The organism is Aneurinibacillus migulanus, from assembly GCF_001274715.1.
In the GTDB taxonomy this organism is placed as follows: domain Bacteria; phylum Bacillota; class Bacilli; order Aneurinibacillales; family Aneurinibacillaceae; genus Aneurinibacillus; species Aneurinibacillus migulanus.
Map to the genome: position 1 here is coordinate 399353 of NZ_LGUG01000004.1, position 24836 is coordinate 424188.

The 24836-nt window shown below is 41.5% G+C and carries 25 protein-coding genes and 1 other RNA gene; 18 read left to right on the forward strand and 8 right to left on the reverse strand.

From position 1 onward, the window contains the following. Nucleotides 1-5 precede the first annotated feature (5 nt). Genes tpiA through eno form a run of 3 tightly spaced genes read left to right on the forward strand, consistent with a single transcriptional unit; the run spans nucleotide 6 to nucleotide 3635 of the window. Complete coding sequence (tpiA, locus tag AF333_RS03520) at nucleotides 6-773, forward strand: triose-phosphate isomerase (RefSeq protein ID WP_043068447.1); 768 nt, start codon at nucleotides 6-8, stop codon at nucleotides 771-773. A 1-nt stretch (nucleotide 774) separates the two neighbouring features. Next, the gene (gene gpmI, locus AF333_RS03525; protein WP_043068448.1) at nucleotides 775-2307 is read left to right on the forward strand and encodes a 2,3-bisphosphoglycerate-independent phosphoglycerate mutase; all 1533 of its coding nucleotides are present in this window, start codon (nucleotides 775-777) and stop codon (nucleotides 2305-2307) included. A gap of 41 nt (nucleotides 2308-2348) precedes the next feature. Beyond that, nucleotides 2349-3635 (forward strand): phosphopyruvate hydratase, encoded by a 1287-nt coding sequence (gene eno, locus AF333_RS03530; RefSeq protein WP_043068449.1) that lies wholly within the window; start codon nucleotides 2349-2351, stop codon nucleotides 3633-3635. Between the two features lie 104 nt (nucleotides 3636-3739). Here eno and AF333_RS03535 read toward each other — a convergent pair whose 3' ends face one another. Genes AF333_RS03535 through AF333_RS03545 form a run of 3 tightly spaced genes read right to left on the reverse strand, consistent with a single transcriptional unit; the run spans nucleotide 3740 to nucleotide 6654 of the window. Further along, nucleotides 3740-4345, reverse strand: a complete 606-nt coding sequence (locus AF333_RS03535) for a response regulator transcription factor (protein ID WP_043068450.1) — start codon at nucleotides 4343-4345, stop codon at nucleotides 3740-3742. After that, a complete protein-coding gene (locus AF333_RS03540) occupies nucleotides 4342-5460 on the reverse strand; it encodes a sensor histidine kinase (protein ID WP_043068451.1) in 1119 nt (372 codons plus the stop codon). The genes AF333_RS03535 and AF333_RS03540 overlap by 4 nt, the downstream gene beginning before the upstream one ends. A gap of 48 nt (nucleotides 5461-5508) precedes the next feature. Continuing rightward, complete coding sequence (locus AF333_RS03545) at nucleotides 5509-6654, reverse strand: DUF418 domain-containing protein (protein WP_043068452.1); 1146 nt, start codon at nucleotides 6652-6654, stop codon at nucleotides 5509-5511. Nucleotides 6655-6905: 251 nt separating this feature from the next. Here AF333_RS03545 and AF333_RS03550 point away from each other — a divergent pair, with 251 nt between their 5' ends. From AF333_RS03550 to ssrA, 7 genes are all read left to right on the forward strand, one after another. Continuing rightward, entirely contained in the window at nucleotides 6906-7340 is a 435-nt protein-coding gene (locus tag AF333_RS03550; RefSeq protein ID WP_043068453.1) for a Fur family transcriptional regulator, read from the forward strand. Nucleotides 7341-7417: 77 nt separating this feature from the next. After that, a complete protein-coding gene (gene secG / locus AF333_RS03555; protein ID WP_043068454.1) occupies nucleotides 7418-7654 on the forward strand; it encodes a preprotein translocase subunit SecG in 237 nt (78 codons plus the stop codon). 28 nt (nucleotides 7655-7682) lie between these two features. Further along, on the forward strand, nucleotides 7683-8468 hold the full coding sequence (locus AF333_RS03560; protein ID WP_139188958.1) for an alpha/beta hydrolase: 786 nt from the start codon (nucleotides 7683-7685) through the stop codon (nucleotides 8466-8468). Beyond that, a complete protein-coding gene (locus AF333_RS03565) occupies nucleotides 8458-9210 on the forward strand; it encodes an alpha/beta hydrolase (protein WP_043068455.1) in 753 nt (250 codons plus the stop codon). The genes AF333_RS03560 and AF333_RS03565 overlap by 11 nt, the downstream gene beginning before the upstream one ends. Before the next feature lie 38 nt (nucleotides 9211-9248). Beyond that, nucleotides 9249-11570, forward strand: a complete 2322-nt coding sequence (rnr, locus tag AF333_RS03570) for a ribonuclease R (protein WP_255322294.1) — start codon at nucleotides 9249-9251, stop codon at nucleotides 11568-11570. A 143-nt stretch (nucleotides 11571-11713) separates the two neighbouring features. Next, nucleotides 11714-12178, forward strand: coding sequence for an SsrA-binding protein SmpB (smpB, locus tag AF333_RS03575; protein WP_043068456.1), 465 nt, complete (start codon nucleotides 11714-11716; stop codon nucleotides 12176-12178). A 120-nt stretch (nucleotides 12179-12298) separates the two neighbouring features. Continuing rightward, nucleotides 12299-12663: a transfer-messenger RNA gene (ssrA, locus tag AF333_RS31465) on the forward strand. Between the two features lie 662 nt (nucleotides 12664-13325). Here the strand turns inward: ssrA and AF333_RS03580 are convergent. Next, entirely contained in the window at nucleotides 13326-14141 is an 816-nt protein-coding gene (locus AF333_RS03580; RefSeq protein WP_043068457.1) for a hypothetical protein, read from the reverse strand. A gap of 864 nt (nucleotides 14142-15005) precedes the next feature. Here AF333_RS03580 and AF333_RS34600 point away from each other — a divergent pair. From AF333_RS34600 to AF333_RS03595, 3 genes are all read left to right on the forward strand, one after another. Further along, complete coding sequence (locus tag AF333_RS34600) at nucleotides 15006-15236, forward strand: hypothetical protein (RefSeq protein WP_235496043.1); 231 nt, start codon at nucleotides 15006-15008, stop codon at nucleotides 15234-15236. A gap of 61 nt (nucleotides 15237-15297) precedes the next feature. Beyond that, nucleotides 15298-15705, forward strand: a complete 408-nt coding sequence (locus AF333_RS03590) for an NUDIX domain-containing protein (RefSeq protein WP_043068459.1) — start codon at nucleotides 15298-15300, stop codon at nucleotides 15703-15705. Between the two features lie 23 nt (nucleotides 15706-15728). Beyond that, nucleotides 15729-16397 carry an HAD family hydrolase gene (locus AF333_RS03595; RefSeq protein WP_043068460.1) on the forward strand — a complete coding sequence of 223 codons (669 nt, stop codon included), beginning with the start codon at nucleotides 15729-15731 and terminating at the stop codon, nucleotides 16395-16397. A gap of 390 nt (nucleotides 16398-16787) precedes the next feature. Here the strand turns inward: AF333_RS03595 and AF333_RS03600 are convergent, their stop codons facing one another. The 3 genes from AF333_RS03600 to AF333_RS03610 all read right to left on the reverse strand — a co-directional run bounded on the left by AF333_RS03600 (nucleotide 16788) and on the right by AF333_RS03610 (nucleotide 19893). Continuing rightward, a complete protein-coding gene (locus AF333_RS03600) occupies nucleotides 16788-17816 on the reverse strand; it encodes a FecCD family ABC transporter permease (protein WP_043068461.1) in 1029 nt (342 codons plus the stop codon). Continuing rightward, nucleotides 17816-18811 (reverse strand): FecCD family ABC transporter permease, encoded by a 996-nt coding sequence (locus AF333_RS03605; RefSeq protein ID WP_043068462.1) that lies wholly within the window; start codon nucleotides 18809-18811, stop codon nucleotides 17816-17818. The genes AF333_RS03600 and AF333_RS03605 overlap by 1 nt, the downstream gene beginning before the upstream one ends. A gap of 113 nt (nucleotides 18812-18924) precedes the next feature. Then, nucleotides 18925-19893 carry an ABC transporter substrate-binding protein gene (locus AF333_RS03610; RefSeq protein WP_043068463.1) on the reverse strand — a complete coding sequence of 323 codons (969 nt, stop codon included), beginning with the start codon at nucleotides 19891-19893 and terminating at the stop codon, nucleotides 18925-18927. 262 nt (nucleotides 19894-20155) lie between these two features. On the opposite strand from AF333_RS03610, the gene AF333_RS03615 reads away from it, so the two are divergent. Further along, nucleotides 20156-20740, forward strand: a complete 585-nt coding sequence (locus AF333_RS03615) for a TetR/AcrR family transcriptional regulator (protein ID WP_043068464.1) — start codon at nucleotides 20156-20158, stop codon at nucleotides 20738-20740. Between the two features lie 126 nt (nucleotides 20741-20866). On the opposite strand, the gene AF333_RS34605 is transcribed toward AF333_RS03615, so the two are convergent. Beyond that, nucleotides 20867-21040, reverse strand: a complete 174-nt coding sequence (locus AF333_RS34605; protein WP_235496055.1) for a hypothetical protein — start codon at nucleotides 21038-21040, stop codon at nucleotides 20867-20869. Between the two features lie 539 nt (nucleotides 21041-21579). On the opposite strand from AF333_RS34605, the gene AF333_RS03625 reads away from it, so the two are divergent. The 4 genes from AF333_RS03625 to AF333_RS33385 all read left to right on the forward strand — a co-directional run. Next, the gene (locus tag AF333_RS03625) at nucleotides 21580-22071 is read left to right on the forward strand and encodes a hypothetical protein (protein WP_043068466.1); all 492 of its coding nucleotides are present in this window, start codon (nucleotides 21580-21582) and stop codon (nucleotides 22069-22071) included. 468 nt (nucleotides 22072-22539) lie between these two features. Beyond that, nucleotides 22540-23673 carry a response regulator gene (locus tag AF333_RS03630; RefSeq protein WP_043068467.1) on the forward strand — a complete coding sequence of 378 codons (1134 nt, stop codon included), beginning with the start codon at nucleotides 22540-22542 and terminating at the stop codon, nucleotides 23671-23673. Nucleotides 23674-23942: 269 nt separating this feature from the next. Then, nucleotides 23943-24542, forward strand: a complete 600-nt coding sequence (locus AF333_RS03635; protein ID WP_235356721.1) for a class D sortase — start codon at nucleotides 23943-23945, stop codon at nucleotides 24540-24542. A gap of 16 nt (nucleotides 24543-24558) precedes the next feature. Then, nucleotides 24559-24836: hypothetical protein (locus AF333_RS33385; RefSeq protein ID WP_053432650.1), on the forward strand; the 278-nt coding region annotated here is incomplete at its 3' end.

Consider the following 24836-nt stretch of genomic DNA (forward strand, 5'->3'; position numbering starts at 1 on the left):
TAAGAATGCAGAGAATACCTATCATTGCTGGGAACTGGAAAATGCATAAAACGACGGATGAGGGGCGCGAGTTTGCGCATGCTGTCCGTTCGCTTGCACCGGAAGGTAAAGTAGATACTGTTATCTGTGCTCCATTTACTTCATTGGATGTATTGGTACAGGAACTTCAGGAGTATCCGGTTGCTGTAGGGGCTCAGAATATGCATTGGGAAGAGTCAGGCGCCTATACGGGAGAGATTAGTCCAGGCATGTTGACGAATCTTGGTGTGCAGTATGTAATTATCGGACATTCCGAACGTCGCGAATATTTCGCGGAAACGGATGAAACAGTAAACAAGAAAACAAAAGCAGCATTCGCACATAAATTAATTCCTATCGTATGCGTTGGGGAAAACCTCGAGCAACGGGAGGGCGGAAAAACAAAAGAATGGGTGCGAGAGCAGGTGCTGCGAGCTGTAGAAGGCTTATCAAGCGAACAGGCAAAGCAGCTTATTATCGCTTATGAACCGATCTGGGCTATTGGAACGGGCAAGTCGTCCTCTGCAGAAGATGCGCAGGATGTAATCTCATTTATTCGCAGTACAGTGGAAGATGCGTTTGACGCCCAGGTAGCGGCACAAGTACGCATCCAATACGGCGGTTCGGTTAAACCGGATAACATCGCCACATATATGGAACAACCGGATATTGACGGCGCGCTTGTTGGGGGCGCAAGTCTGACTCCGGAATCGTTTCTCCAATTGCTAGAAGGAGCGCTAGGAGGCAAGAAGTAATATGAATCGACCGAAACCAGTAGCACTCATTATTATGGACGGATTCGGATACCGGGAAGAGGATTACGGTAATGCTATTCGGCAGGCAAAGACGCCGAATTTCGACAAATATTGGAACGAATACCCGCATACGCTGCTCGGCGCAAGCGGACTGGCCGTTGGACTTCCGGAAGGACAAATGGGTAACTCAGAGGTCGGACACTTGAATCTAGGGGCAGGGCGGGTCGTTTATCAGGATTTAACGCGTGTAACAAAAGCGATTAATGAAGGTACGTTCTACGAGAATGAAACGTTGCTGCGTGCTATGCAGCACGCACGCAATAACAATACGGCGCTTCACCTGTATGGCCTGCTGTCGGATGGGGGCGTACACAGCCATATTGACCATTTGTTCGCTCTCCTGAATCTAGCCAAAAAAGAAAATCTGGAACGCGTCTATATTCATGCATTTCTGGATGGACGTGACGTGGCGCCAGATAGTGCAGTTGGATATATTGAAGAATTACAGGAGAAAATTAAAGAAATCGGTGTTGGCCAGATTGCGACTGTACAGGGACGTTACTATGCGATGGACCGCGATAAACGCTGGGAACGTACGGAAAAGTCATACCGTGCCATGGTATATGGAGAAGGGCCGACATTTACAGATCCAATCGAAGCAGTGCGCGAGTCATACGAACGCAGTGTATATGATGAATTTGTTATGCCTACAGTTATTACAGATGCACAGGGTACGCCGCTTGCAACGGTAAAAGACAATGATAGCATCATTTTCTTCAACTTCCGTCCGGACCGTGCCATCCAACTGTCACAGGTGTTTACCAACGAAGATTTCCGTGGTTTTGATCGGGGAGAGAAACGGCCGAAAGATCTGTTCTTTGTCTGCATGACCAAATTTAGCGAAAGTGTTCAGGGGTATGTGGCATACAAGCCGGCAAATCTCGATAATACGCTGGGTGAAGTGTTGACACAGAATAATCTGCGCCAGCTGCGTATTGCAGAGACGGAGAAATATCCGCACGTTACGTTCTTCTTCAGTGGCGGTCGTGAAGCTGAATTCGAAGGCGAGAAACGGATTCTGATTAATTCGCCGAAAGTAGCAACATATGATCTGCAGCCAGAGATGAGCATCTATGAAGTGACGGATGCATTGTTGGCTGAGATTGAGCAAGATGCCCATGACGTTATCATTCTGAACTTCGCCAATTGTGACATGGTAGGCCACTCCGGCAAGATGGCTCCGACGATTAAGGCGGTGGAAGCGGTAGACGAATGCATGGGTAAGGTTGTCGAAGCAATTCTTGCTAAAGGTGGCGTATCGCTTGTGACCGCCGACCATGGCAATGCCGACCTGATGCTAGATGAAAAAGGAAATCCAATTACGTCGCATAGCACATATCCAGTTCCGTTCATTTTGACGAAGCAGGAGCTAGAGCTGCGTGAAGACGGTATTCTGGCCGATATTTCGCCAACCATTTTAAAGCTGCTTAATGTAGAACAGCCTAAAGAAATGACAGGTAAGCCGCTATACTAGGAAAAAAATTATTTTACATATCAATAAGGAGATGAATAAACATGACCATTATTTCCGATATTTACGCACGTGAGGTTCTTGACTCTCGCGGCAATCCGACAGTGGAAGTAGAAGTATATCTTGAATCCGGTGCTATGGGACGCGCCATGGTTCCATCTGGTGCTTCCACAGGCGCTCACGAAGCGGTAGAATTGCGCGATGGTGAAAAATCCCGTTACCTGGGCAAAGGTGTACTGAAAGCCGTAGATAACGTAAACAATATCATCGCTCCAGAATTAGCAGGATTCGACGCACTGGATCAAGTAGGGATTGACAATCTGCTGCTTGAGCTGGACGGCACAGAGAATAAAGGTAAGCTAGGCGCCAACGCTATTCTTGGCGTTTCTATGGCGGTCGCACGCGCGGCAGCCGAAGCGCTGGGCGTGCCTCTTTACACATATCTTGGCGGATTCAATGCAAAAACGTTGCCGACTCCGATGATGAACATTCTTAATGGGGGTGCCCACGCTGACAATAACGTGGACATCCAGGAATTCATGGTTATGCCGGTAGGTGCGGAGAGCTTCGCACATGCACTTCGTATGGGTGCGGAAATCTTCCATAACCTCAAAGCCGTGTTGAAAGAAAAAGGCTTGAATACGGCAGTAGGTGACGAGGGTGGATTTGCACCGAACCTGTCTTCTAATGAAGAAGCCCTGCAAACGATTATTGCCGCCATCGAAAAAGCAGGCTATAAGCCTGGTGATGATGTTATGCTTGCGCTTGACGTAGCGTCAACAGAAGTGTACAAAGATGGAAAGTATGAATTGGCCGGTGAGGGCATTACCAAGACAACAGACGAAATGATCGACTACCTGGAAATGCTCGTAAACAAATACCCGATTATCTCTATCGAAGATGGTCTGGCTGAAGACGATTGGGAAGGCTGGAACAAGCTAACACAACGTATCGGTGACCGTGTACAATTGGTAGGTGACGATTTGTTTGTAACGAATACATCTCGTCTCTCTCAAGGTATTGAGCAAGGAACTGCGAACTCCATCCTAATCAAGGTAAATCAAATTGGTACGCTGACTGAGACGTTTGACGCGATCGAGATGGCAAAGCGTGCGGGCTATACAGCCGTTATCTCTCATCGTTCCGGTGAAACGGAAGATTCCATCATCGCCGACATCGCCGTAGCTACCAATGCTGGCCAGATTAAAACGGGTGCTCCTTCCCGTACAGACCGCGTTGCGAAGTACAATCAGCTTCTCCGCATTGAGGACGAACTGGCATATATTAGCAAATATGCAGGCCGGACCGCGTTCTATAACGTGAAAAAATAAATACGAAGTCAAAAAAGACCTGTCTGTTTCAGTGAGCGATAAGCCGCTGAAGCAGGCAGGCTTTTTTAATGGATAAGAAAAGGGATGTCGCTATAAAAGATGCATTAAATCCAGCCTTTTTCGCTCGCTGTCTTAATCGCTTGATGTCTGGACTCTGCTTCAAGCTTTTGAATTGCAGATGATAGGTAGTTTCTTACAGTGCCGTTCGTTAAGTATAAAGTTTTAGCGATTTGCTCTGTTGTCAGACCATTTTTTACAAGCCGGAGTATTTCTGCTTCACGTTCTGTTAAAGGATTCTCTTCGTTTATGAAGAGAGCGGCGGCTAAATCGGTGCTTATAATCCGTTCTCCGTTTATTACTTTGCGGATAGAGGAAATTAAAAAATCGATCGGTTCATCTTTGAGCAAATACCCGTCCACTTTAAGAGCCAAAGCTTTTTGTAAATATCCAGGCCGGGCAAAGGTGGTGACGATGATGATTTTGCATGGATTTTTCTGCTCTCGCAGCTTTTCCGCAACTTCAAGCCCTGTCATAAAAGGGATTTCAATATCAAGCAGGCAGACGTCTGGATGATAGTTCTCAATGGCTTTAAGAGCTGCTTTTCCATCAGCAGCCTGAGCGACTACTTCGATATCATCCTCAAGCGTTAATAAGGATGCAAGCGCCCCACTTAGCATTTTTTGATCCTCTGCGATTACTACCCGTATCATATTCCTTCTTTCCTTTCCTCCTGAATCGGAACCGTTAATATTACTGTTACACCGCTATCCGGGACAGCTTTAATTTCTGCCTTTCCTTGCAGAAACTGCATTCGCTCCTTTATTGATTGCAGACCGTTACCGTTTGTTGCTTGTGTAAAGCCAACGCCGTCATCCGTTACCTGAATTGTATACATACCGGCCTGGTAATTCGTTGTAATGGTGCAGTGGTTCGCTTGGCTATGTTTCATTGTATTCGTTACGGCTTCTCTGATAGAAAGAGCCACCATTGTTTCGGCAATTCTGGTTAATGGTGGCATAGATGCTAGCTCCTTTACAGTCAGTTCGATCTTTGCTGTTTGGAGTGCGTGTTTTGCATAGTTTATTTCTTCCTCAAGTGAAACGTATTTCATTGAATCAACAAGCTCCCGCACTTGCTTTAAAGCCGCTCGTGAAGTAGTCAGGATATCTGTTAACTCTTGCTTTGCCTGTCCCGTATCCTTTTCCATCAATCTTATTGTAAGTTCGCTTTTCAATTTAATCATTATTAAGGTTTGTCCGAGTGTATCGTGTAAATCCCTTGCGATGCGGTGTCTTTCTTCTTCTTGTATATATCTTGCGATTTTTTCATTGGCAGCGTTTAATTCGGATTGTAGCCGTTTGGACTTTCCTCTAATGTAAATGACAATAGGAATTAACAGCTGGACCGACAGAGTAGGCAAGTAAACAGCTTTTTCAAAAGAAAAAAGCTGTTTACCGTTATATTCGTTTACGATTAAAAACATAGCTATGATTCCTGCCATACCAACCGCGATATGTGCTTTTGAGTTTGCGCGCCCTAATAAATCAGCGATGATGAAACCGTACAAAATCAGCCATTTATTGACGAATATCCCGAACAACGTTAAAATTGCACATCCGAGCAAGCTGGATGCCAACAGTCGCCAGTCACGGTACCAGAGGCTGATATAAAAAGCCGTCAAAAAAAGTGCAAATAATAGAAGATTGCCGATAATGCCAATCGGACTCGGTTCTGTAGTCATATGATAAAACAGAAAGACTACAGCGATGACATCGATGAGAAGGTAGTTTTCTATTTGATCAGACGGATATATTCTTCTAATCATGTTGTACATCCTCCAGCGACAGGAATCGAAATTTCATCGGTGAAGATTTTACTGATAGGTAGTACGTGATAAATATTTTCGAGCTAATTCCATTGGACCGATTGGGAACTTCTGTAACCATAAAAAGGCAAAGCCGAGCTGAAACACGCAAATAAGCAGCCAAATCATGACAATTGAGAGTGAATCCACCTTTTCGCCAAGCCCAAGTCCCCATCCATAGAAAATAGCCGTTCCAAGAATATTTTGTATGACATAGCAGCTGAGCGACATTTTTCCGGCCTGCTCTAACCGCGACCAAAGCCAGAAGTTTGGCTTTTTCTCTACTAATCTGGCAATTATGGACATATAGCCGAGAGACAGAATAGGAGCGAACAAATAGCGGACAGGAAAATCAAACGCACCGCCGGGAATAAAAATTAATAAGTTTAACGGCAATCCGGCGAGTAATCCGATTTTCAGCAGCTTTGCACGAAGCTTTCTGCCGTTTTCATCCGGTGAGAATGCGCCGGAACGCATAAGCGTGACGCCAAGTAAAAAGAGAAAAATATTCATTGGAATGACGAGAATCACTTCAATTCTGAGTGAAAGGAAATGCAACAGTCTGTATTGAACCTGTTCCAGCCAGTTATCCTCCTTATACAGCATAACGGTATCCCGCATGTCACCCAGGGAAATATTGGCTCCTATCAGGTTTGCATATATTCCTATCACTAAAACGAATAAAAGCATTGCAGCATGAAAACCACCGACCCATTTCATCGTTCTTTTAATTGCTTCGTCTCCACGTCTGACTACAAAACAAACGATAATTGCGGTCACAGCATAGCTCATTAATATATCGTATTCCATGACGAGTGCGAAATGAATAAAACCTTCTACCAGTAATATAAACGACGTCCACAGGTAAGTTCCAGGCCAGGCCGTTCCCTTGCGCAAGGATTGCTGGTACTTTAGTTCAAGTCCGACGCCAAACATAATTGTCAACAGTCCGAGCAACTTGCCGTTTACGAGAAATAAAACGAATAGCCTGATGAAATCATTAATTGATGTCCACCATTCAGAATGGTCAAACGTAAAAATATAGGATAAGTTGCCCAGATGAGCAAATATCCAAATATTCGTTCCAAGCGTTCCTAAAACAGCAAAACCGCGCAATATATCAAGCAGTCGGATTCTTTTGCTTTTTTCCTTCACGGCCTCTCCCTCGTTTCCTTTTTGTAAGTTAATTTCATTGTAATTTCATAGAAAAGGGGAGGGTATTCACAGCCGTAAGGATTATTATATGACAACTGTCATATAAGGGAAAAACAAAAATATTTACCCAAAGAAAAGAATAGGAAGTTCGTTAATGGGAAAGCATATAGCTGTCACCTAACATTTCGTTTTATTTGTAATGATTTTCTACAGATAGTATATTATAATAGAAGGTAAAGGAGGGGCGGACAATGGACGGAAGTATTATTGATACAGTCATCGCCCGGATTAAGGAGCGGGGGGGACGCGTCACCGTACAGCGATTAGCTATTATCAATGTGTTGATGCGCCTGGATCATCCGACGGCGGAGGAGATTTACCAGTTCATGCAGGATGAGTTCCCGACCCTGTCATTCACGACAGTATACAACACCCTAAAATCGCTCAAAGAGCTTGGGGTGGTACATGAACATTATCAGGATGAGCGCTCGCGCTTCGAAATTACCGAAGAGCCGCACCATCACTTTCACTGTGTTGTATGCGATAAGCTGATTGATATAGAGCCGGGCAAAATTTCGTTGCATATGGAACCGGAAGTCGAAACCGAGTATTCTCCACTGGAGACAAAAGTTGTGCTTGAAGGTATCTGTAAGGAATGCCGGAAGCAGGAAGCGGGGCAGCCTTGAAGACGATTCTTCTTTATGGTACATTAATAGGTGGCAAATACTAAAAATGGATCGCTCCGTTTTGGGGAGGAAGAAGAATGGCTGTATTTCTCAAGATAATACTTGTAATTGTTTCAATTTTGCTTATCGGAGTCGTATTGCTCCAATCCGGCAAGAGCGCCGGTCTTTCCGGTTCGATTGCGGGCGGAGCCGAACAGATCATGGGAAAAGCAAAAGCACGAGGCGTTGATGCCTTGTTAAATAAAATAACGGTAATTCTGGCAGTGCTTTTTATGGTATTATCTATCGCTGTCGCGTATTTCTTACGCACATAAGATTCGTATATTGACAGCCTGAACATGGGTGCAAACAGCAAGTGAAATGCTTGCTGTTTTTCTTTATCTTGAAGAAGGGAAGATGCATATGATCGGTTGCTTGTTGATTCATGGATTTACCGGAAGTCCGTATGAAGTAGAGCCAGTTGCTCGCTATTTTGCGGGACGGGGATGGCGAATCGAGTCTCCTGTGCTTGCCGGACATGAAGGACATGCCCTCTCCCTCAATAAGGTAACGTGGCAGGATTGGGTGCGTTCCGCCGAAGAAGTGCTGCAAGATATGTTGCTCACCTGTGAGCGTGTATATATTGTCGGTTTTTCTATGGGTGGACTTATTGCAGCGCATTTGGCTGCCCGTTATCCGATAGACAAATTGGTACTGCTAAGCGCCAGCTTGTTCTATATTAATCCACGTCAACTGTTTAAAGACGCTGCCACGATTATCAAAAAGCATTTCACATCGGCGACCGACGCCAAAGAAGAATATCGACGCTATTTGAATAAAGCGACTTCTACTCCACCACGCGCGGTTATCCACTTTCGCCATCTGGTGAAAATCTTAAAGCAAGAATTGTCGAAAGTCACAACGCCGACGCTTATCATCCAGGGTGGCAAAGACGATCTGGTGGAACCTCGTAGTGCTGACTACATCTACCGTACAATTCGCTCGACGGAAAAACACCTACATATTCTTCCGGAATCGAAACATATTATTTGTCATGATTGCGAACAGGCGCAGTTACTTCAATTGATTGACAAATTTTTGACTTCTCCGCAACACGCCAGCAAAGGAGAGATGTCTGATGAAAGCTAAGCGACGCTCCCCGGAGACATTTTTATATTCAGGCGGCAAAGTCGGACTGCTTTTGCTTCACGGATTCACTGGAAGCACAGCCGAGATGCAGCCGATGGGCCGCTTTTTTCATAAGCTTGGGTTTACGGTATATGCGCCCTTACTTGCCGGTCACGGTACGACACCAGAGGAGATGGCTGAAACCCGCTGGCCTGACTGGTGGCAGAGCGCGCTGGACGGGTATGAACGCCTAGAAGAAGAAGGCTGCGAACGAATTGCAGTGGCTGGGCTTTCCATGGGTGGCTTATTGACCATGCGCCTTGCATATCATCGTCATCCTTTTGCGCTCATTCTACTGAATACGCCAGTGGACGTGCGTGACAAACGAATCCGCTGGGCAAGATACGTGCATCATATTCGCCCTTATATTCCCCGCGGCGGCACTAAGGAGGCGCATATCGAATCAGAGCTATTTCCTTATGAACGTAGCCCTGTTGCCTGCATTGCTAGCCTCTGGTCCCTTATTAATCTTACAAAAAAAGAAATGAACCGCGTAAAGGTGCCTACGCTCGTTGTTCAATCCACTATCGATGAGACTGTAGAGCCGGCGAGCGGTGATTATATTTATTCACATATTGGTTCAAACTATAAAGAAATGAAACGATATCATAAATCCGGTCACATCATTACGCTTGACAAAGAGCGAGAACATGTTTTCCGCGATATAGCTGATTTTCTGGAAATAATTATTGGTAAAGTATAGAAGAGTTGCATTTATTTTGAGTAAAGGAGAGGACGAACGTGGCAACAGAAGCAGATATTTTACGATTTATGCGAGAGCAGGCAAGTCGTCCTATGACAGTCAAAGAACTGGAAGAAGCATTTGAGATTGAGTCGTCCGGTGCGTTTAAGGATTTTGTTAAAACTCTTAACCAGCTTGAGGATACGGGACAGATTATCCGTACGCGCACGAATCGGTACGGTGTACCAGAGAAGATGAATCTTATCCGCGGTCGGTTGCAGGCACATGCCAAAGGCTTCGGATTCGTTATTCCGGAGGAAGAAGGAGCGCCAGATATTTATATTCATGCTAATGATATGAATGGGGCAATGAATCGGGATGTCGTATTGGCACGCCTTAATCAGAATGCGAAGGGGCCGCGCCTTGAAGGAGAAATTGTGCGCATCGTTGAGCGCGCAAATCATACGATTGTCGGCACATATCAGGATGAGAAGCATTACGGTTTTGTGATGACAGATGACAAGCGGATTACAAAGGACATCTTTATTCCGAAAGATGAATCACTGGGAGCGGTAGACGGGCATAAGGTCGTCGTCGAAATCGTACGCTATCCAGAGACAGGCCGAGGCAATCCGGAAGGAAAGATCGTCGAAATTCTCGGGCACAAGAATGATCCGGGTGTCGATATTGTATCTATCATTCGTAAATATGGCTTGCCAGAGACATTCCCTGAAGAGGTAATGAGAGAAGCCGAGGCAGTTCCGGATACTATCAGTGAAGATGAGATTCAGGGACGACGCGACCTGCGTGAGCGAGTCATGGTTACCATTGACGGAGCCGACGCTAAAGACTTGGATGATGCCGTATCTATCGAGACGCTGGAGAATGGTAATTATCGTCTTGGGGTCCACATCGCAGATGTAAGTTATTATGTCAAAGAGAACTCGGAATTAGACGTGGAGGCATTCCGTCGAGGTACTAGCGTGTATCTGGTCGACAGGGTGATTCCGATGCTGCCACACCGCTTATCGAACGGGATTTGTAGCTTGAATCCAAAAGTGGATCGGTTAACGCTGACATGCGATATGGAAATTGATCATGAAGGCCATGTTGTGAACCATGAAATCTACGAGAGTGTCATTCGCACCAATGAACGCATGACGTACTCGGAAGTATACAGAATTCTGGAGGAAGATGACGAGGAGCTAAAAGAACGGTATAGCGAGCTGGTGCCGCATTTCGAAGCAATGAAAGAGCTGGCGCTTCGTTTGCGCGAATTCCGTATGGAGCGCGGCGCGATTGATTTTGATTTTGGCGAAGCCAAAATTATGGTTGATGCACAGGGGAACCCAACAGAAGTAAGAATGCGGGATCGTACGGTTTCTGAACGAATTATCGAGGAGTTCATGCTCAAGGCAAACGAAACCGTAGCCGAGCATTTTCACTGGATGAATGTACCTTTCATCTACCGTGTGCATGAAGACCCGGACAGCGACCGGTTGCAGACTTTCCTTCAATTTGTAACGAATTTCGGTTACTTTGTACGGGGTACATCAACCAACATCCATCCTCGTACGCTACAGACGCTGCTTGAACAGGCTAAAGACACGCCGGAAGAGACGGTCATCTCCAAGGTAATGCTGCGGTCAATGAAGCAGGCGAAGTATGCTGCCGAGAATCGCGGACACTTTGGTCTGGCGGCTGAGTTCTATACACACTTCACATCACCGATTCGCCGTTATCCGGACTTGATTGTACACCGGATGATCCGCGAATCACTGAAAAAGGGCGGATTTACGCCACAGCGTATTGAAGAATGGTACGCAAAAATGCCGCAGGTGGCTGAACAGTCATCAGAGCGCGAGCGAAATGCGGTAGATGCGGAACGGGAAACTGATGATTTGAAGAAAGCCGAATACATGCTTCAGCACATGGACGAAGAATTTGATGGTATCGTCAGCAGTGTTGCTTCGTTCGGTATGTTCATCGAGCTGCCGAATACGATTGAGGGCATGGTGCATATTAGTTACCTTACGGACGATTACTACGACTTCCATGAGAACCAATATGCCCTGATTGGACAGCGAACAGGTCGCATGTTCCGTATCGGAGATGAAATACGTGTCAAAGTCGTAAACGTCAATGTGGATGATCATACGATCGATTTCGAAGTGGTCGGTTTGAAACGTAGCAAGGCGCCAAGTCGGAGTGAAGGGCGCAAAGCCAAAGTGATCCCCGCTCAGAAAAGCGAGCGTAAGCAGCGTGGTAAGGGGAAACCGGCTAAAGGAAAGGCCAACCCGTTCTGGATGGAAGTAGCCGAGAAGAAAAAAAATAAAAAGAGTGCTGCTCCCAGATCGGTACGAAAGAAAAAGAAAAAATAGCGAAAATGACGCGCATGGCAATCACCGCATACGATAGCCATGTGCGTCTTCATTTTTATCTACGCATTACCGCTTTTTAATAATAGTTGCTTTGTGGTACTATGTATAGATACGAGAAAATGTTGGCGGAGGAACGCTTGGCGATGAGCAAAGAAGGAATCAAAGTGCTGGCGCAGAATAAAAAGGCGCGCCACGATTATTTCATTGAAGAAACATATGAAGCGGGTATTGTTCTTACAGGAACCGAGATTAAATCGATCCGCAGAGGCCGGGTCAATCTAAAGGATGGGTATGCCGGCATTCGGAACGGTGAAGCATGGTTATACAATGTGCACATCAGCGAGTATGAGCAAGGGAATCGCTATAATCATGATCCGGTTCGAACACGCAAGCTACTGTTGCATCGTTCCGAGATTTACAAGCTTCTCGGACAGACTAAGATGCAGGGCTACTCGCTTGTGCCACTTCGTCTGTACCTTAAAGGCGGATTCTGTAAGGTGGAAATTGGTCTGGCGAAGGGGAAAAAGAATTACGATAAGCGTGAATCGATTAAGCAGCGTGACGCGCAGCGCGAAATGCAACGCGCATTGCGGGACCGGAATAGGTAAGAGTTGGAATGAATCCTTGGCATACATGTTGCATGATACATGGGGATATGCTATACTAGGAACATAACTTAATAATAGGTTATGAATGCTCTGCTTCCCAGGAGCGACCCTTTTTATAATGGGGGCGTTCTGGATTCGACGGGGATGGTTCGAGCATGAGTAGCGAGCCGGTGGGTTGCGATTCCGTAAACAACGCAAGCGTAAATATAAACGCTAAGAAACAAAACAACTTCGCTTTAGCTGCCTAATAAGCAGTAGCGGTCTTATCTCTCCATCGTCCATGTGGCGGGAATAAGACTCAACCCTTAGTGGACTACGCCTAAAGCTTCCGTCTGGAGCCGAGGGAAGAGACTAATCAGACTAGCCTATCAGGTAGTGGGTTACCTGGCAGCCCGGTAGGCGAATCAACCACAGGTAACTGCGCTCGGAGAAGCTTATGTCATCGAAGTCTTCGGACGTGGGTTCGATTCCCACCGCCTCCACCATACATATGCGTGGAGTTTTTTAGTTAATTGTGATTTAAAGCATAATTTTGCCGTTGTGGTAAACTTATGCTTTAGAACATTTAACCTTTTTGATTGAATGTTTTTATTAGTAATCAGAAATGTATGTTGCAAAATCTAAACTCATCCATTGTGATGAGTTTTTTTAAGTTTTTCAATTATTGGGCAGAGTAGCGTACTTTTTAGTATAAAATGCCCTGTTTGTGTTGATTTGAAATCAAGATGCGATGCTTTTTTGCCTTTGTGGCTTTGTAAAAAAGATTGATAATTTACAATAAAGTTTGATAAAAGATAAACTCTTCGGTATACAGCTAAGAATTTGTTTTTTTGTTTTTTCTGACAGATAACAAGAGGATGACAATATGAAACAAAGTCCTTGGAAAAAGGTTCGTTTCTTGTCTATGAGCCACAAACCAATAAGTTATAAATATCATTGTGAACACCTTTAAGCCGGAGTAATTGATAGGGATAATATGGAAATGAGGGATAAAGTTCGTTGTGATTCTGTACTCTATTTTTTATTAAAGAACCTTATTCAGCTTTATTCGAAGGTTAAAGTTTATTGGATAAGTTAAGGTTTTTAAATAAAAAAGCCAGGGTAGTATATCCCCGGCTAGTTCTGATTAAAAATTTATAGCTCTTCCTTAACCATTCAATCGGTGAATGATTTTTTTAATTTTATCCTGGTCAGAATCAAGAATCCCATAAATAACCCCCGGCATGTTGTAAAGATACTCTTTGTCATTCAAACTGTATGAAAGAATAGGAGTCATAGTTATGAAATCATGTTCTTTTTCACTTTTGATACTGAGGGAATTGATTTTAATATGCTTAACTTCTTCAGGTTTGATTTTTAAAAGGTCTTTGAATTGATATGAAATCTCATCTGTAAGATCATAGACCTTAGAAACAGAGATGTTTTGTTTTTCCTTATTTTTTATGTTTACATCTAAGGCTGGAGTTGGATAACCGACTTTATAATCTCCAAAAGGAGCCAAATGTTCGTTTTGGAAAGGGACGCTGTTTTGAACGGTTATCTCTCCAAATTCGTGTGTTGTTGTTTTCTCATTATTAAACTGAATTAACAGTTTATCAGCTTTTTCTACATGATTTGTTAAGACTTGTACGGTTACTATAATATTTACCAACTTATACCCTTTGTGGAAAATACCTGTATCTACCTTGTAGTCAACAACTTTGATATTCGGATTATTAAACGTAAGGGAAGTAACCTGATCTTTAAGAGATGAATCTTGTTTTCGAATATCTTGCACACCAAAGATATTGAATGACATCCCCTCATTATCATCGATAACATAACTAATAAAATTGTTACCGAATATTAGTTTAACATCTTCTTTACTTTCCTTATTTAGTGTAGTGCTGTTTAACATGAAAGTTAAAAGCACTGAAATAACCAATAGAAGTAGGATTAACCAATATTTATTTATTTTAACCATACGTACCTCTTTGTTAATTATTGATAAGCAACAACTAAATAAGTATCTTTAAGAGGAGCATAGTGATACGTGTGTTCCGTTTTGTACAACGTTCCGTTGTGAGCATACGTATTCAACTTAACATATCTTTTGTAGAAATCGCTATAGAATGCCAACTTACTATAAAGGCTATTGTTTGCTGGAATAGTTATACCTACAGAATAAGTTGTTGTTACTGTATGGGACACTCCAAGAGCGCTGGAAATACCAGCTGCACTCAAACCTACAGTAGACGATTGAACTATGTTCTTCCACTTCTTCACCGCTATCACCAAAAGCTGTTTGAGGTACAAGTAACAACAATAGTAATGCAAAAACCAACACCTTTCTTACTGACATTGACATGAATAGTTTTGAACCCGCCATTTTCTTTCCGCCTATTAATAATAAAATTTTCTTGCAAAAAATAGTATTCTACCCAAGTATTTCTAAGTCCTTCTTGTTTTCTAATAATTATTACAATTTATAAAATGGTAATATATATCTATATTTTGCCTGATGCACAAAAATAGTTTGCCATTTTCTCTCTTTTCAATTCTGTATTTGTTCATCATAGAGCTTATTTCTAATAAAAAAATACAAGAAAAAGCATGATAATCCACTGATGGAATACCATGCTTTTTCTTGTTATGTTTAGTTGAAGAGAGATAGATTGTCGCTTAGGTTCAACTGCATGTTATTCTGCTTTATTAAAAAGTGATTGTATAGTTTGTCACTTCATCATTTTCTTCGTCATAATGTAGATTTGAAATAAAGTCGCGACAAAATAAAATTGCAAAGTTTTACCCCTTTGGATATTTTTATCTAAAGTTATATACATCTGATTTGATACATCGACAAATTCTTGGGGTGAGAGATAAGAAAAGAAGGAAGGGTGGTGGGCGGGAACGGTCGGAAAAAGACACGTTTGCCTTTCTTCTGCTGGATCGCAGGGCGCATCCAACCTCTTCTTTTTTCCGAATCTCCTCCTTCCAACCACACTCCCCTGTCAAAATATCAAGTGTAATTTATATAGTTTTGCTATTGGACAATTTAGCTTATGATACTGTGTTTTAGAGCTTAAGTTTTTGATACACTTACAAATAATGAAACATGTTTGAGTATTGGAGGCACAAAAATGGAAAAAGAAAAAATACCGAAAGTCGGGGTAGGGGCTGTTATACTAGATGAAAGTAACCGTATCTTACTTGTATTACGCAAAAAATCCCCGGAGGCTGGCTGCTGGAGTTTACCTGGGGGCAAAGTAGAGTATATGGAAACAGTGGAAAATGCTGTAATACGCGAGATTAAAGAAGAGCTTGGCATAGATATTGCGATTGAACGACTATTATGCGTTACGAATCATATCGTTCAATCGGAAAGCGTTCACTGGGTTGCTCCTACTTTTGTTGCTCATATTGCTAATGGTAAGGTGCAGAATAAGGAGCCACATGCTTTACAGGAAGTGCAATGGTTCCCTATTGATGATGTACCAGATAATATTACGATCACAACAGAGTACGCTCTTGAAAGGCTGAAAGGATAAAAGAGGTTAGCTTTGGAGGAAAAATGAATACTGTTTTATTTGATTTAGATGGCACACTGCATAATAGTGAGAAATGGTATATACAAGCATGTTGTACCTGTATTGAAGCGATTAGGGAACGCGAGCTTACCGATGAAGAAAAAGACTACTTGGTCGGAAAGCCGATTACTAAAATTTTAAGTGAGTGGTTTTTGGGGCAAGAAAAAGAGGTGCTTCGCTCATTCTTTACACACTATGAAATGATTAATTACCAGATTCGGGAATATATCGGTGTTTATGAGATGTTAACTGAATTAAAGGCTAGAGAGATAACAATGGGTATTGTTTCATCAAAGTACAGAAGATATATTGTACAGGAACTGCATAACACAGGCCTCTTGCCTTTTTTCGATGTTATTGTAGGGCTAGATGATTGCAAGGAACCAAAACCAAATCCTGAGCCATTGTTAAAGGCAATTAATGAGTTATACATAGAACCGAAGGATTGCATCTATATAGGAGATCAGCCAACAGATGTTTTAGCCGCCAATGCAGCGGGTATCGAGTGTTTTGGAGCATTATGGGGAGAAGGACAAAAAGAAAAGCTACTAAGTGTATCACCTGCTGGTTTATTACAAAAGCCAGAGGATATATTAGTTATTGATCGTCTTCAAGATAACCTTGACAGAGTAAGTTGTCCAAGAAGTAAATGAATACGATTGTTTCATCATTAAGTAGCATACATTCTCTTAATTTATTATATACATCTCACTTTATAAATTTACATATTCTTGTGGTGAGAGGTAAGAAAAGAAGGAAGGGCGGGAGCGGTCGGAAAAAGACACACTGGCCTTTCTTCTGCTGGATCGCAGAGTGCATCTAACCTCTTCTTTTTCTGAATCGCCTACTTCTAACCACGCTACCATGTCAAAATATCAAGTGTAATTTATATAGTATAGCATTTGATAAAAATTTTTATCTTAACCAACGTATATAACATATACATCGCCATCAAGCTGAAACTTTTCACTTTGGAACTACGGAAAATTTTAGCTTGATGGCGACGTAGCATTACCTACAAACGTATAGATTAAGGAGATTTTCTACCTCACCTGGCGATTCATAAATAATAAATATATGAAAAAAGGAGCGCCAAATAAAGCAATAAAGCCGCCTGCCGGAACATCCAGAGGCGAAAATAGCATTCTGCCCATAATATCAGCAATAACGAGCAGCATGGCACCTATAAAACCGGCCGCTGGAAGCAAGCAAATATTCTGAGAGCCAACTATTTTCCGTGCAATATGTGGGGCCATTAAGCCAATAAAACCAATGCCACCCGCGACGCCTATCGCAGCTCCAGCTAATGCAACACTGACGCCAATAAGCAGCATTTGTGTCCTCTGTACATTACTCCCCAGCCCTATTGCGATTTCTTCACCGAGCTGCAAAACGTCTAAATGTTTGGCCCAATAAATAGCTGGAGGAACAAAAACAACGATCCATGGAAGTAGAGTGAGAACGGATGACCATGAGGCACCATGCACACTGCCGGTTAGCCAACTCATAGCTTGAACGGTCATGTAGGTAGGTCCGGTTATAATAAAATATACTGTTAAAGCTGACATTGCAGCTGAAATCCCTATACCAATGAGCACAAGTCTTAAAGGAGAGGCGCCTTTTTTCCATGCCAGGACATAAATAAGAATTGTAGTTAAGAGAGAACCGATAATTGCAATGAAAGGAAGCCAGTGAATACTGTATTGCCCCGCGGACATTGTTAGGAAAGCAATAGCTGCAACATTGCCGCCACCCGTAATTCCGATCAAATCCGGAGAAACAAGCGGATTTCGGATCACCCCTTGCATAATAGCACCCGCCACTCCTAAAGCGATCCCCACAAGGATGGCTAAAATAATTCTTGGTAAACGAATATCAAGAATGATTAATGAGTTCGTGCTGTCTTCTATTCCACACAATACCTTTACTATTTCCAAAGGAGAAATAAACAGTGACCCTGCACCGACACTGAGAAAAGAAATAAAAAGCAGCAAGATGAGAAGACCAATAACAGCACGCTGCCGCTTGAATAAATGTACAGTTTTATAGTGTCTGAGTATGTTTTTATTCATTAACTTATCCTCTTTCTAGCTAGATACACGAAAAAAGGAACGCCCATTATTGCTGTCGCTACACCAATAGGCAGATTGGCAGAAGACAACAATAGCCTGGAAACAAGGTCGGCATAAATTAACAGATTTCCACCTAATATAGCGCAATAAGGAATAACCCAACGATAATCCAAACCTGCAATAAATCTGGAAATATGCGGAACAACGAGGCCTACAAATCCAATCGGACCTGCAATGGATACGGAAGCGCCCGCCAGTAAGACAACGATAACTGCTATCAGTCCTTTGATTAACGCCGTTCGTTGTCCAAGCCCTTTTGCGACATCTTCTCCCATGGACAGAACATTAACGGAACCGGATATAAGAAAAGCGGCAATTATAGCAATCATCATGTAGGGAAGAACAGATAATAAGTGCTCCATGTCCCTCCCGGCTATGGAACCCACAAGCCAGAATAGAACGGTATCCATGTTTTCGTTTTTTATTAGGGATATAATGGAAGTTAAAGATGAGCAGAAAGCCGCAATAGCGGCACCTGCCAAGACAATTCTTAAATTGGTTTCTCCTCTGCCCAGCAAGCCGACTATATAAACAAGTAACGCTGTTAGGGCAGCCCCGAAGAACCCCACCCATACGAGTGTTAGTAAAGGTAAGGCTGAATCAATAAAGCTAAGCGCTATAGTGATGAAAAGAACCGCCCCTGCATTAATACCGAAGATAGATGGAGAGGCAAGGGGATTTCTCGTGAAAGCCTGCATGATTGCTCCGGCCACCGCCAAGCTTCCACCTACACTAACAGCAATCAAGGCTCGAGGGATGTTAATTGTCATAATGGTAATGTGTGCCTTCGAGCCGTTAAAATGAAAAAGGGCTTCAATCAACGTTGCTAAAGAATATGTATGGTATCCATAAAGAATATTACAAATGACACCGAAGATCAGGAAAACAATGCTAAGTAAAAAACATAGAAGTTTACTAGACCGACTTTGAAGCATAGCTTAGAGAAAATCTCCTTCCTAATATAAAGTGAAACTTTCATCAAAGAGAAAGTTGTTTTCCCAGTGATGAAAGTTTTAGGAGAAAAATGCAAGAGGATCATTTGCATGATCTATTTGATCTTAAGATTTTCAAATCTAGCTTCAATGTCTTTAATTAGCAATTTTGCGGAAATGATTCCGCCGGATGTATTCCATATCGGTTCATTTACTTTAAATGCACGGTCTTTTTTAACTACATTTAAATTTTGTGCAAGAGGATCTTTTAACCACTCATCAGCTGTTTGCGTAGCCCCGAAATTTCCCTCTCGATCAGAGGTGAAATAAAAGAACACATCACCATCCAGCACTTCCATTTGTTCTTTGGTAATGTCTGCTGAAAATTCGTCTTTATTTTGAGCATCTGGGCGGGCAAAGCCCAATTGATTTAGAATGACTCCGGCAAAGTTATCTTTATAATAGACACGGACCTTTCCAGGTTGGAACCTGGCTAATGAAATACGGAGTTTAGTCTTATCTCCTAAACGTGTTTTCGTTTGTTCAATCGCTTTGTTGTAATCGTCTAAAACAGCCGTGCCTTCGGTTTCTTTGTTTAAAGCTTGAGCGAACAGTCTAAAGTTCTCAACCATGCTGTTACCCAGATTTTCAGTAAATACGGTAGGAGCAATACTCGATAATTGCTGGTAAATTTTCTCGTGCCGAACTTTTGTCCCAAGAATCAAATCCGGCTTTAAACTAGCAATAAGCTCTATATTAGGCTGCGTTTCGTCACCGACAACTTCAACGTCAGTCATTTTGTCTTTAATATGATCGTACCATGGGTCACCAATCCATGACTTTACCGCACCTACCGGCTTAATGCCCAATTCCAACAGTGTTTCTGTTCCTTGATTTGTTAAAACGACGATACGCTGTGGAGTGCCTGTAATTTTCGTTTCTCCCATTGCATGTTTAATCGTGCGAGGCGCAGGGTCAGTGCTTGCCTGTTTTGATTTGATGGGCTCCTCGTTACCGCATGCTGCAACAAATAATAAGATAAGAAAAAAAATCGCCAATGTGTAAATACCTTTCGACCTAAACACCTAGAAAATCCCCTCTCAACTCTAAAATATGGCTGGCTTTTCTCTAGTTAAATCATGTACATCAGATATTTGGAAATGATTATTATTATCAATTAAAAAACGTTAAAAAAATACCTGATAATACTCAAAAAAGCCTGTCTATCATGAAAAGTGACAAATGTAACATATACTACGTTTGTCACTTTAATATAAATCATTCTATTATGCAATGATTGGATATGATAATTACGTTAAAATAGACAAAAGAGAGGATGTGTCACATTTGAGTGAAACTACAAGCAAATTATCTTTACGATCACAAGAGTGGATTCAGACCGCATTATTTCAATTAATGGAGAAAAAAGAGTACTCACGAATATCGATAACCGAGATAGCGGATACCGCAGGGCTTGCTCGACAAACTTTTTATCGTAACTTTCAAGATAAAGATGAAATTTTATTAAAGTATCTTGCCGGGTTGATGAGAGAAATGTGGAAAGATTTTCATGAAAAGCCAATATTGGATGAAGAGATGTTTATAACTCTATTTCGCAACTGGAAACAAAATGTTCCTTTATCATTAATAAATAACATTTTTAATAGGGATCGTAAAATTAGGCAGATCATTTTTAGGAGTGTAAGTGATTATGTGGATGAATTATTTATGAGTGAACTAAGCGAAAAAAAAGGGAGTAAACCAGATAAATACCGTCTCTATGCTCAAAAATCTTTTGCTTCCATTATACATATGATGTTAATTGAGTGGACGCTTCAGGAGTTTAACTTGTCTTCAGAAGAAATGGGGGCTTTGGTGAATGATTTAACAGCTTCTATGAGAGAGTTTCTGCAAAGCCCTCCATTAATGTGATTGATAAATTATCCGAATCCTTTAATTTAATAAGAAAGTCGCGCTTGGTGGTAATGACATGTATATCTGGCAACAGTCCAGCGCGTTACTTTGTAGACATTAATATGCATAGAAGAGATTATTTCTTTATGTGGATTCGTCAACTGCTATTTCGTTGCTGTTCTCGACAGCTTTCTGACCACTCATACATCTCTCGTTGTCGCTCCCTGATGTATGCTGCGTTACGCTTATACACTCTTTCGTCTTTACGCCATCTTCGGTAAAACCATATAGTAAGCCAAGTGAATACCACTGCTCCAAGTATCATCAATAGTGTGTATACAGATATATAGGATACTATAGCGTAACCTATAGTAGATAAAACATCCATGTGCGTTTACCTCCTGATTGAAATCAAAGACCTTTCAAAATAACTTTTTCTGCCAGATTTTGATTAAAATTTTCCGAATCAAGTATAACAACTGTACCTATACAAAATATATACAGAAATCGAACCATCCAATTCTTTTCCCTTCGTTCAAATAACGATAAATCCTAGAGTCTATACGGAGGGTAGAAGGGGATATATAAGAGTCTTACGATTTGTTATTGGTTTTGTTTTTAGTTGTTCAGAAATTGTTCAGAAAATATAGGTAGAATTGTTATATAAAAGTTAATTTCAAACAGGCAACGGTTTGTTTCCTGTATAGAAGTATGTATACAGTCTCTTATTATTTCAAGAGTTTTTGAGGCGGGAAAACGAAAGAAGAGGGTAAGGGCTAAAAAGATTTCGCTTTTTTTATCTTGTGACATCTGTATTTTTTAATATAGCTGAAGGGAGAGAGAAGGAGGTGAAAACCTTGAATAACACTGTTACTTGTATAGACTGTGGATGCACCTATGTGCAAAGTCATCCGGGTGAGCGTATCGTTCACGGATACCGACACAAAAAAATTCTATCCTATAATGCTTATCATGCAGACGATAATAAATGGCCAACCTATATATTTTTTGAAATAAGGGAGGAGATAGTGAAACGGGCATCTAGAATTCTGCGTACGGACGACAAAAGTGCGAGGGAAAAGGAAAAAGCTGCTTTGGAAATTTTCCGAGTATGGTGGTTAACTTCTTTTGAATCGCTTCTATTTAGTGCTTCATTATCAAGGACACTGGAGACTCATCCTGATTTTCCAAGTTATGTATTGTCTGCTATTGAAAATCAAAACCATGTTCAAGAGATTTTAACTAGGGAAGTTAGGGAACGTCTCATTGTTTGGGCAAATAGAAAGCATGCTAATACACAAGGAATTCGATGGAATTCTTTAGGAGAGGTACTAGCACGCAAGAAGTAAAGAGATGTAAATCCTCTAAATACATACCGTTGTCTTATTTTGCTTTTCTTCGCATCTTTTACCTCTTCTATTCTTTTTAATCTCCTCCTATATTTGTGCTTTGTTGAACTTATCTCCTCTTCATTTATACCACTTCATTTATACCACTTGAACGGGAAATACAGTTAGTACGTTCATATTTATATATTGAAAAAGTTTGTTTCGGTGAAAGGTTACAGGTTCACTTTGATATTGGGGATAAATCACTATATCGTATTCCGCCTCTTACGGTTCAGCCAATTGTTGAAAATGTGGTACATCAGGGCATCATAAAGCAAGCAGAAGGTAGAAAGATTCGCTAACGTTATAGAAAGAGATACTTCAGGATTGTCGTTTGAAGTATCTGTTTGGTCGTGGTATCCCGATTCATAGTAAGATATCAAAAGGAACACCCATTGAAATTAGGCTTCTAAAAGAGGAGAATACAGGATGAGAGCAGTTCTTGTAGATGATGAAAAATTAGCACTTAATTATCTTGAAAAATTATTAAGCGGAATGAATGATTTTGAAGTTATAGGTAAATACCAGAATGCCGATCAGGCTTTTGAAGCAATCGTTCGTGACCGACCCGATGTTGTTTTTCTTGATATTGAAATGCCTGGAATAAACGGTATCGAAATGGCAGAGCGATTAGAGGGACACTTGCATAAAATCAATATTGTATTTGTTACTGCATATAATGATCATGCGATTAAGGCATTCGAATTGAATGCAATCGATTATATTTTAAAGCCGGTTCAAAGAAGCAGATTAGCCAAGACTGTACAGCGTCTTTTGGACGAATATAAAGATTCTGTAACGGCTTCACCTGTAGCTAATCCTGTAATGATCCAATGTTTTCAATCATTAAAAATTAATCTTCCGGAGTCTTATCAGCAACATGTAACAATTCGCTGGAGGACCTCGAAGGCTCAGGAGTTATTTGCTTACTTACTTCATTATCGTGGCCAGCTTGTACGCAAAGATACCTTGCTTGAACTGTTCTGGCCTGATACAGATTGGAAAAAAGGATTTACTCAGTTATATACGACTATTTATCAAATTCGTAAAACATTAGAGAATATAGGAGCTGGTGTCTCTATCACAAGTTTAGATAAAGGATATAAGTTGGAATTGAATGATACTAAGTTAGATGTTCAGCAATGGGAAGAAAGGATAAACAAAGCCTTACCTATAACTGATCATACCTTATCTGAACATCTCCAATTGGTAAGCTTATATCAGGGGGACTATCTGGCTGATTACGATTATTTATGGGCGGAGAGCGAACGTCAAAGGTTGAGAGAAATGTGGTTGCGCCACGCAATGCAAGTTGCTGATTATGTAGCTTCTCGAGGGGAGCATGTAGAGGCACTTACGCTATATCAGCGTATTCAGCTTTTTCATCCACATGTAGAGGAAAGTTATTTTATGCTTATGCGCTTATATGATGTACTGGGAGATCGTAGTTCTGTCGAATTGCAATATGCAAATCTTAAAGAGATGTTACATAATGAGTTTGATGTAGAGCCGCAACAACATATTCAGCTATGGTATCGCAAATGGAGAGAAAAGGAAAACTGAAACAAGTCCAGGTTGTATATTTTTATGGATGGTAGAGCGAGCATTTTGGTCGTTCTACCATTTTTTTTATTTACGGGGAGTTTCTTTGTACAGAAAATGTTCAGATTGCCTATTTACACTGTGGATATATGAATTTGCTTCGAAGTTTTTACATTTTACCTAGTACAACCTGTATGTACGCTGCAAAATTTCATAATGGATTGTTGAATTTACAGAGAAATAGGGAGGAGACGATGAAAATGACGTAGGAAGGGGATAGGAAATTGCGCATGATATGGAGCGTAGGATTTTTGATTACAGGTTTGGTCTTACTTTTTTATCCTCAAATTGAAAAGGAAATTTCAGATGCTAAGCAAAAGAAGCTGATTGAAGCCTTTGAGCAACTAGGTAATACAAGTGCGCATTTAGAAACGGCTCCAGTAACAGAAATACAAGCAAATCAAGCTCAAGATCAAATGGAGTTGTTAGATGGAGCAAGAGGGGTTATCCGAATTCCTAAAATAGATTTGAAACTGCTGATTTTTGAAGGCTCGGGTGAAGCTTCATTAAGAAAAGGAATTGGCATGATTGAACCTGAAAAGGAATTTGGAATTAATAATGTTGGGCTGGCAGGGCATCGTGCAATAGCTCATGGCAGACTGTTTAACCGATTAGATGAGCTTGCACCTAACGATGAAATCGAAGTGAAAACAAAAACAGGTGTTTATGAATTTGTGATTGCCCAGACGTTTGTCGTGGATCGTTCAGAAGTAGGAGTTCTTACAGATAAAAAGGAACCGTTTTTAACTTTGGTAACATGTACACCCATCGGGAAAAAGAATCCGACAGACCGGTTAATCGTGCAGGCGAGATTAAAAAGCAAAGGATAGCGGTATGGAGGTTACTATGAAAAGAAGTCGTATCATTCTATTAATGATTCTACTTATTGTACAAAGCTTTATAGGGCCTTTAGCAGTAAGTGCTAATACGGACCATGTACTCGCTTCTGTCAATGAATCTCAAAATGTAGTAGACAAAACGAGTAAAGAAGCTACAAATGAAATAAAAGATGTAGAAAGCCCAAATTCTAAAGAAAATAACAGTACAACCGAACCTAATGGTACAGAAAAGCCGGATTCTAAAGAAGGTAACGGTACAACCGAACCTAATGGTACAGAACAGAA

Bases quoted from the DNA above. Each gene is read 5' to 3' on its own strand.
- tpiA (WP_043068447.1), top strand. From the start codon at position 6: ATGCAGAGAATACCTATCATTGCTGGGAACTGGAAAATGCATAAAACG.
- gpmI (WP_043068448.1), top strand. From the start codon at position 775: ATGAATCGACCGAAACCAGTAGCACTCATTATTATGGACGGATTCGGA.
- eno (WP_043068449.1), top strand. From the start codon at position 2,349: ATGACCATTATTTCCGATATTTACGCACGTGAGGTTCTTGACTCTCGC.
- AF333_RS03535 (WP_043068450.1), bottom strand. From the start codon at position 4,345: ATGATACGGGTAGTAATCGCAGAGGATCAAAAAATGCTAAGTGGGGCG.
- AF333_RS03540 (WP_043068451.1), bottom strand. From the start codon at position 5,460: ATGATTAGAAGAATATATCCGTCTGATCAAATAGAAAACTACCTTCTC.
- AF333_RS03550 (WP_043068453.1), top strand. From the start codon at position 6,906: ATGGACGGAAGTATTATTGATACAGTCATCGCCCGGATTAAGGAGCGG.
- secG (WP_043068454.1), top strand. From the start codon at position 7,418: ATGGCTGTATTTCTCAAGATAATACTTGTAATTGTTTCAATTTTGCTT.
- AF333_RS03565 (WP_043068455.1), top strand. From the start codon at position 8,458: ATGAAAGCTAAGCGACGCTCCCCGGAGACATTTTTATATTCAGGCGGC.
- smpB (WP_043068456.1), top strand. From the start codon at position 11,714: ATGAGCAAAGAAGGAATCAAAGTGCTGGCGCAGAATAAAAAGGCGCGC.
- AF333_RS03580 (WP_043068457.1), bottom strand. From the start codon at position 14,141: ATGGTTAAAATAAATAAATATTGGTTAATCCTACTTCTATTGGTTATT.
- AF333_RS03590 (WP_043068459.1), top strand. From the start codon at position 15,298: ATGGAAAAAGAAAAAATACCGAAAGTCGGGGTAGGGGCTGTTATACTA.
- AF333_RS03595 (WP_043068460.1), top strand. From the start codon at position 15,729: ATGAATACTGTTTTATTTGATTTAGATGGCACACTGCATAATAGTGAG.
- AF333_RS03600 (WP_043068461.1), bottom strand. From the start codon at position 17,816: ATGAATAAAAACATACTCAGACACTATAAAACTGTACATTTATTCAAG.
- AF333_RS03605 (WP_043068462.1), bottom strand. From the start codon at position 18,811: ATGCTTCAAAGTCGGTCTAGTAAACTTCTATGTTTTTTACTTAGCATT.
- AF333_RS03630 (WP_043068467.1), top strand. From the start codon at position 22,540: ATGAGAGCAGTTCTTGTAGATGATGAAAAATTAGCACTTAATTATCTT.
- AF333_RS03635 (WP_235356721.1), top strand. From the start codon at position 23,943: ATGATATGGAGCGTAGGATTTTTGATTACAGGTTTGGTCTTACTTTTT.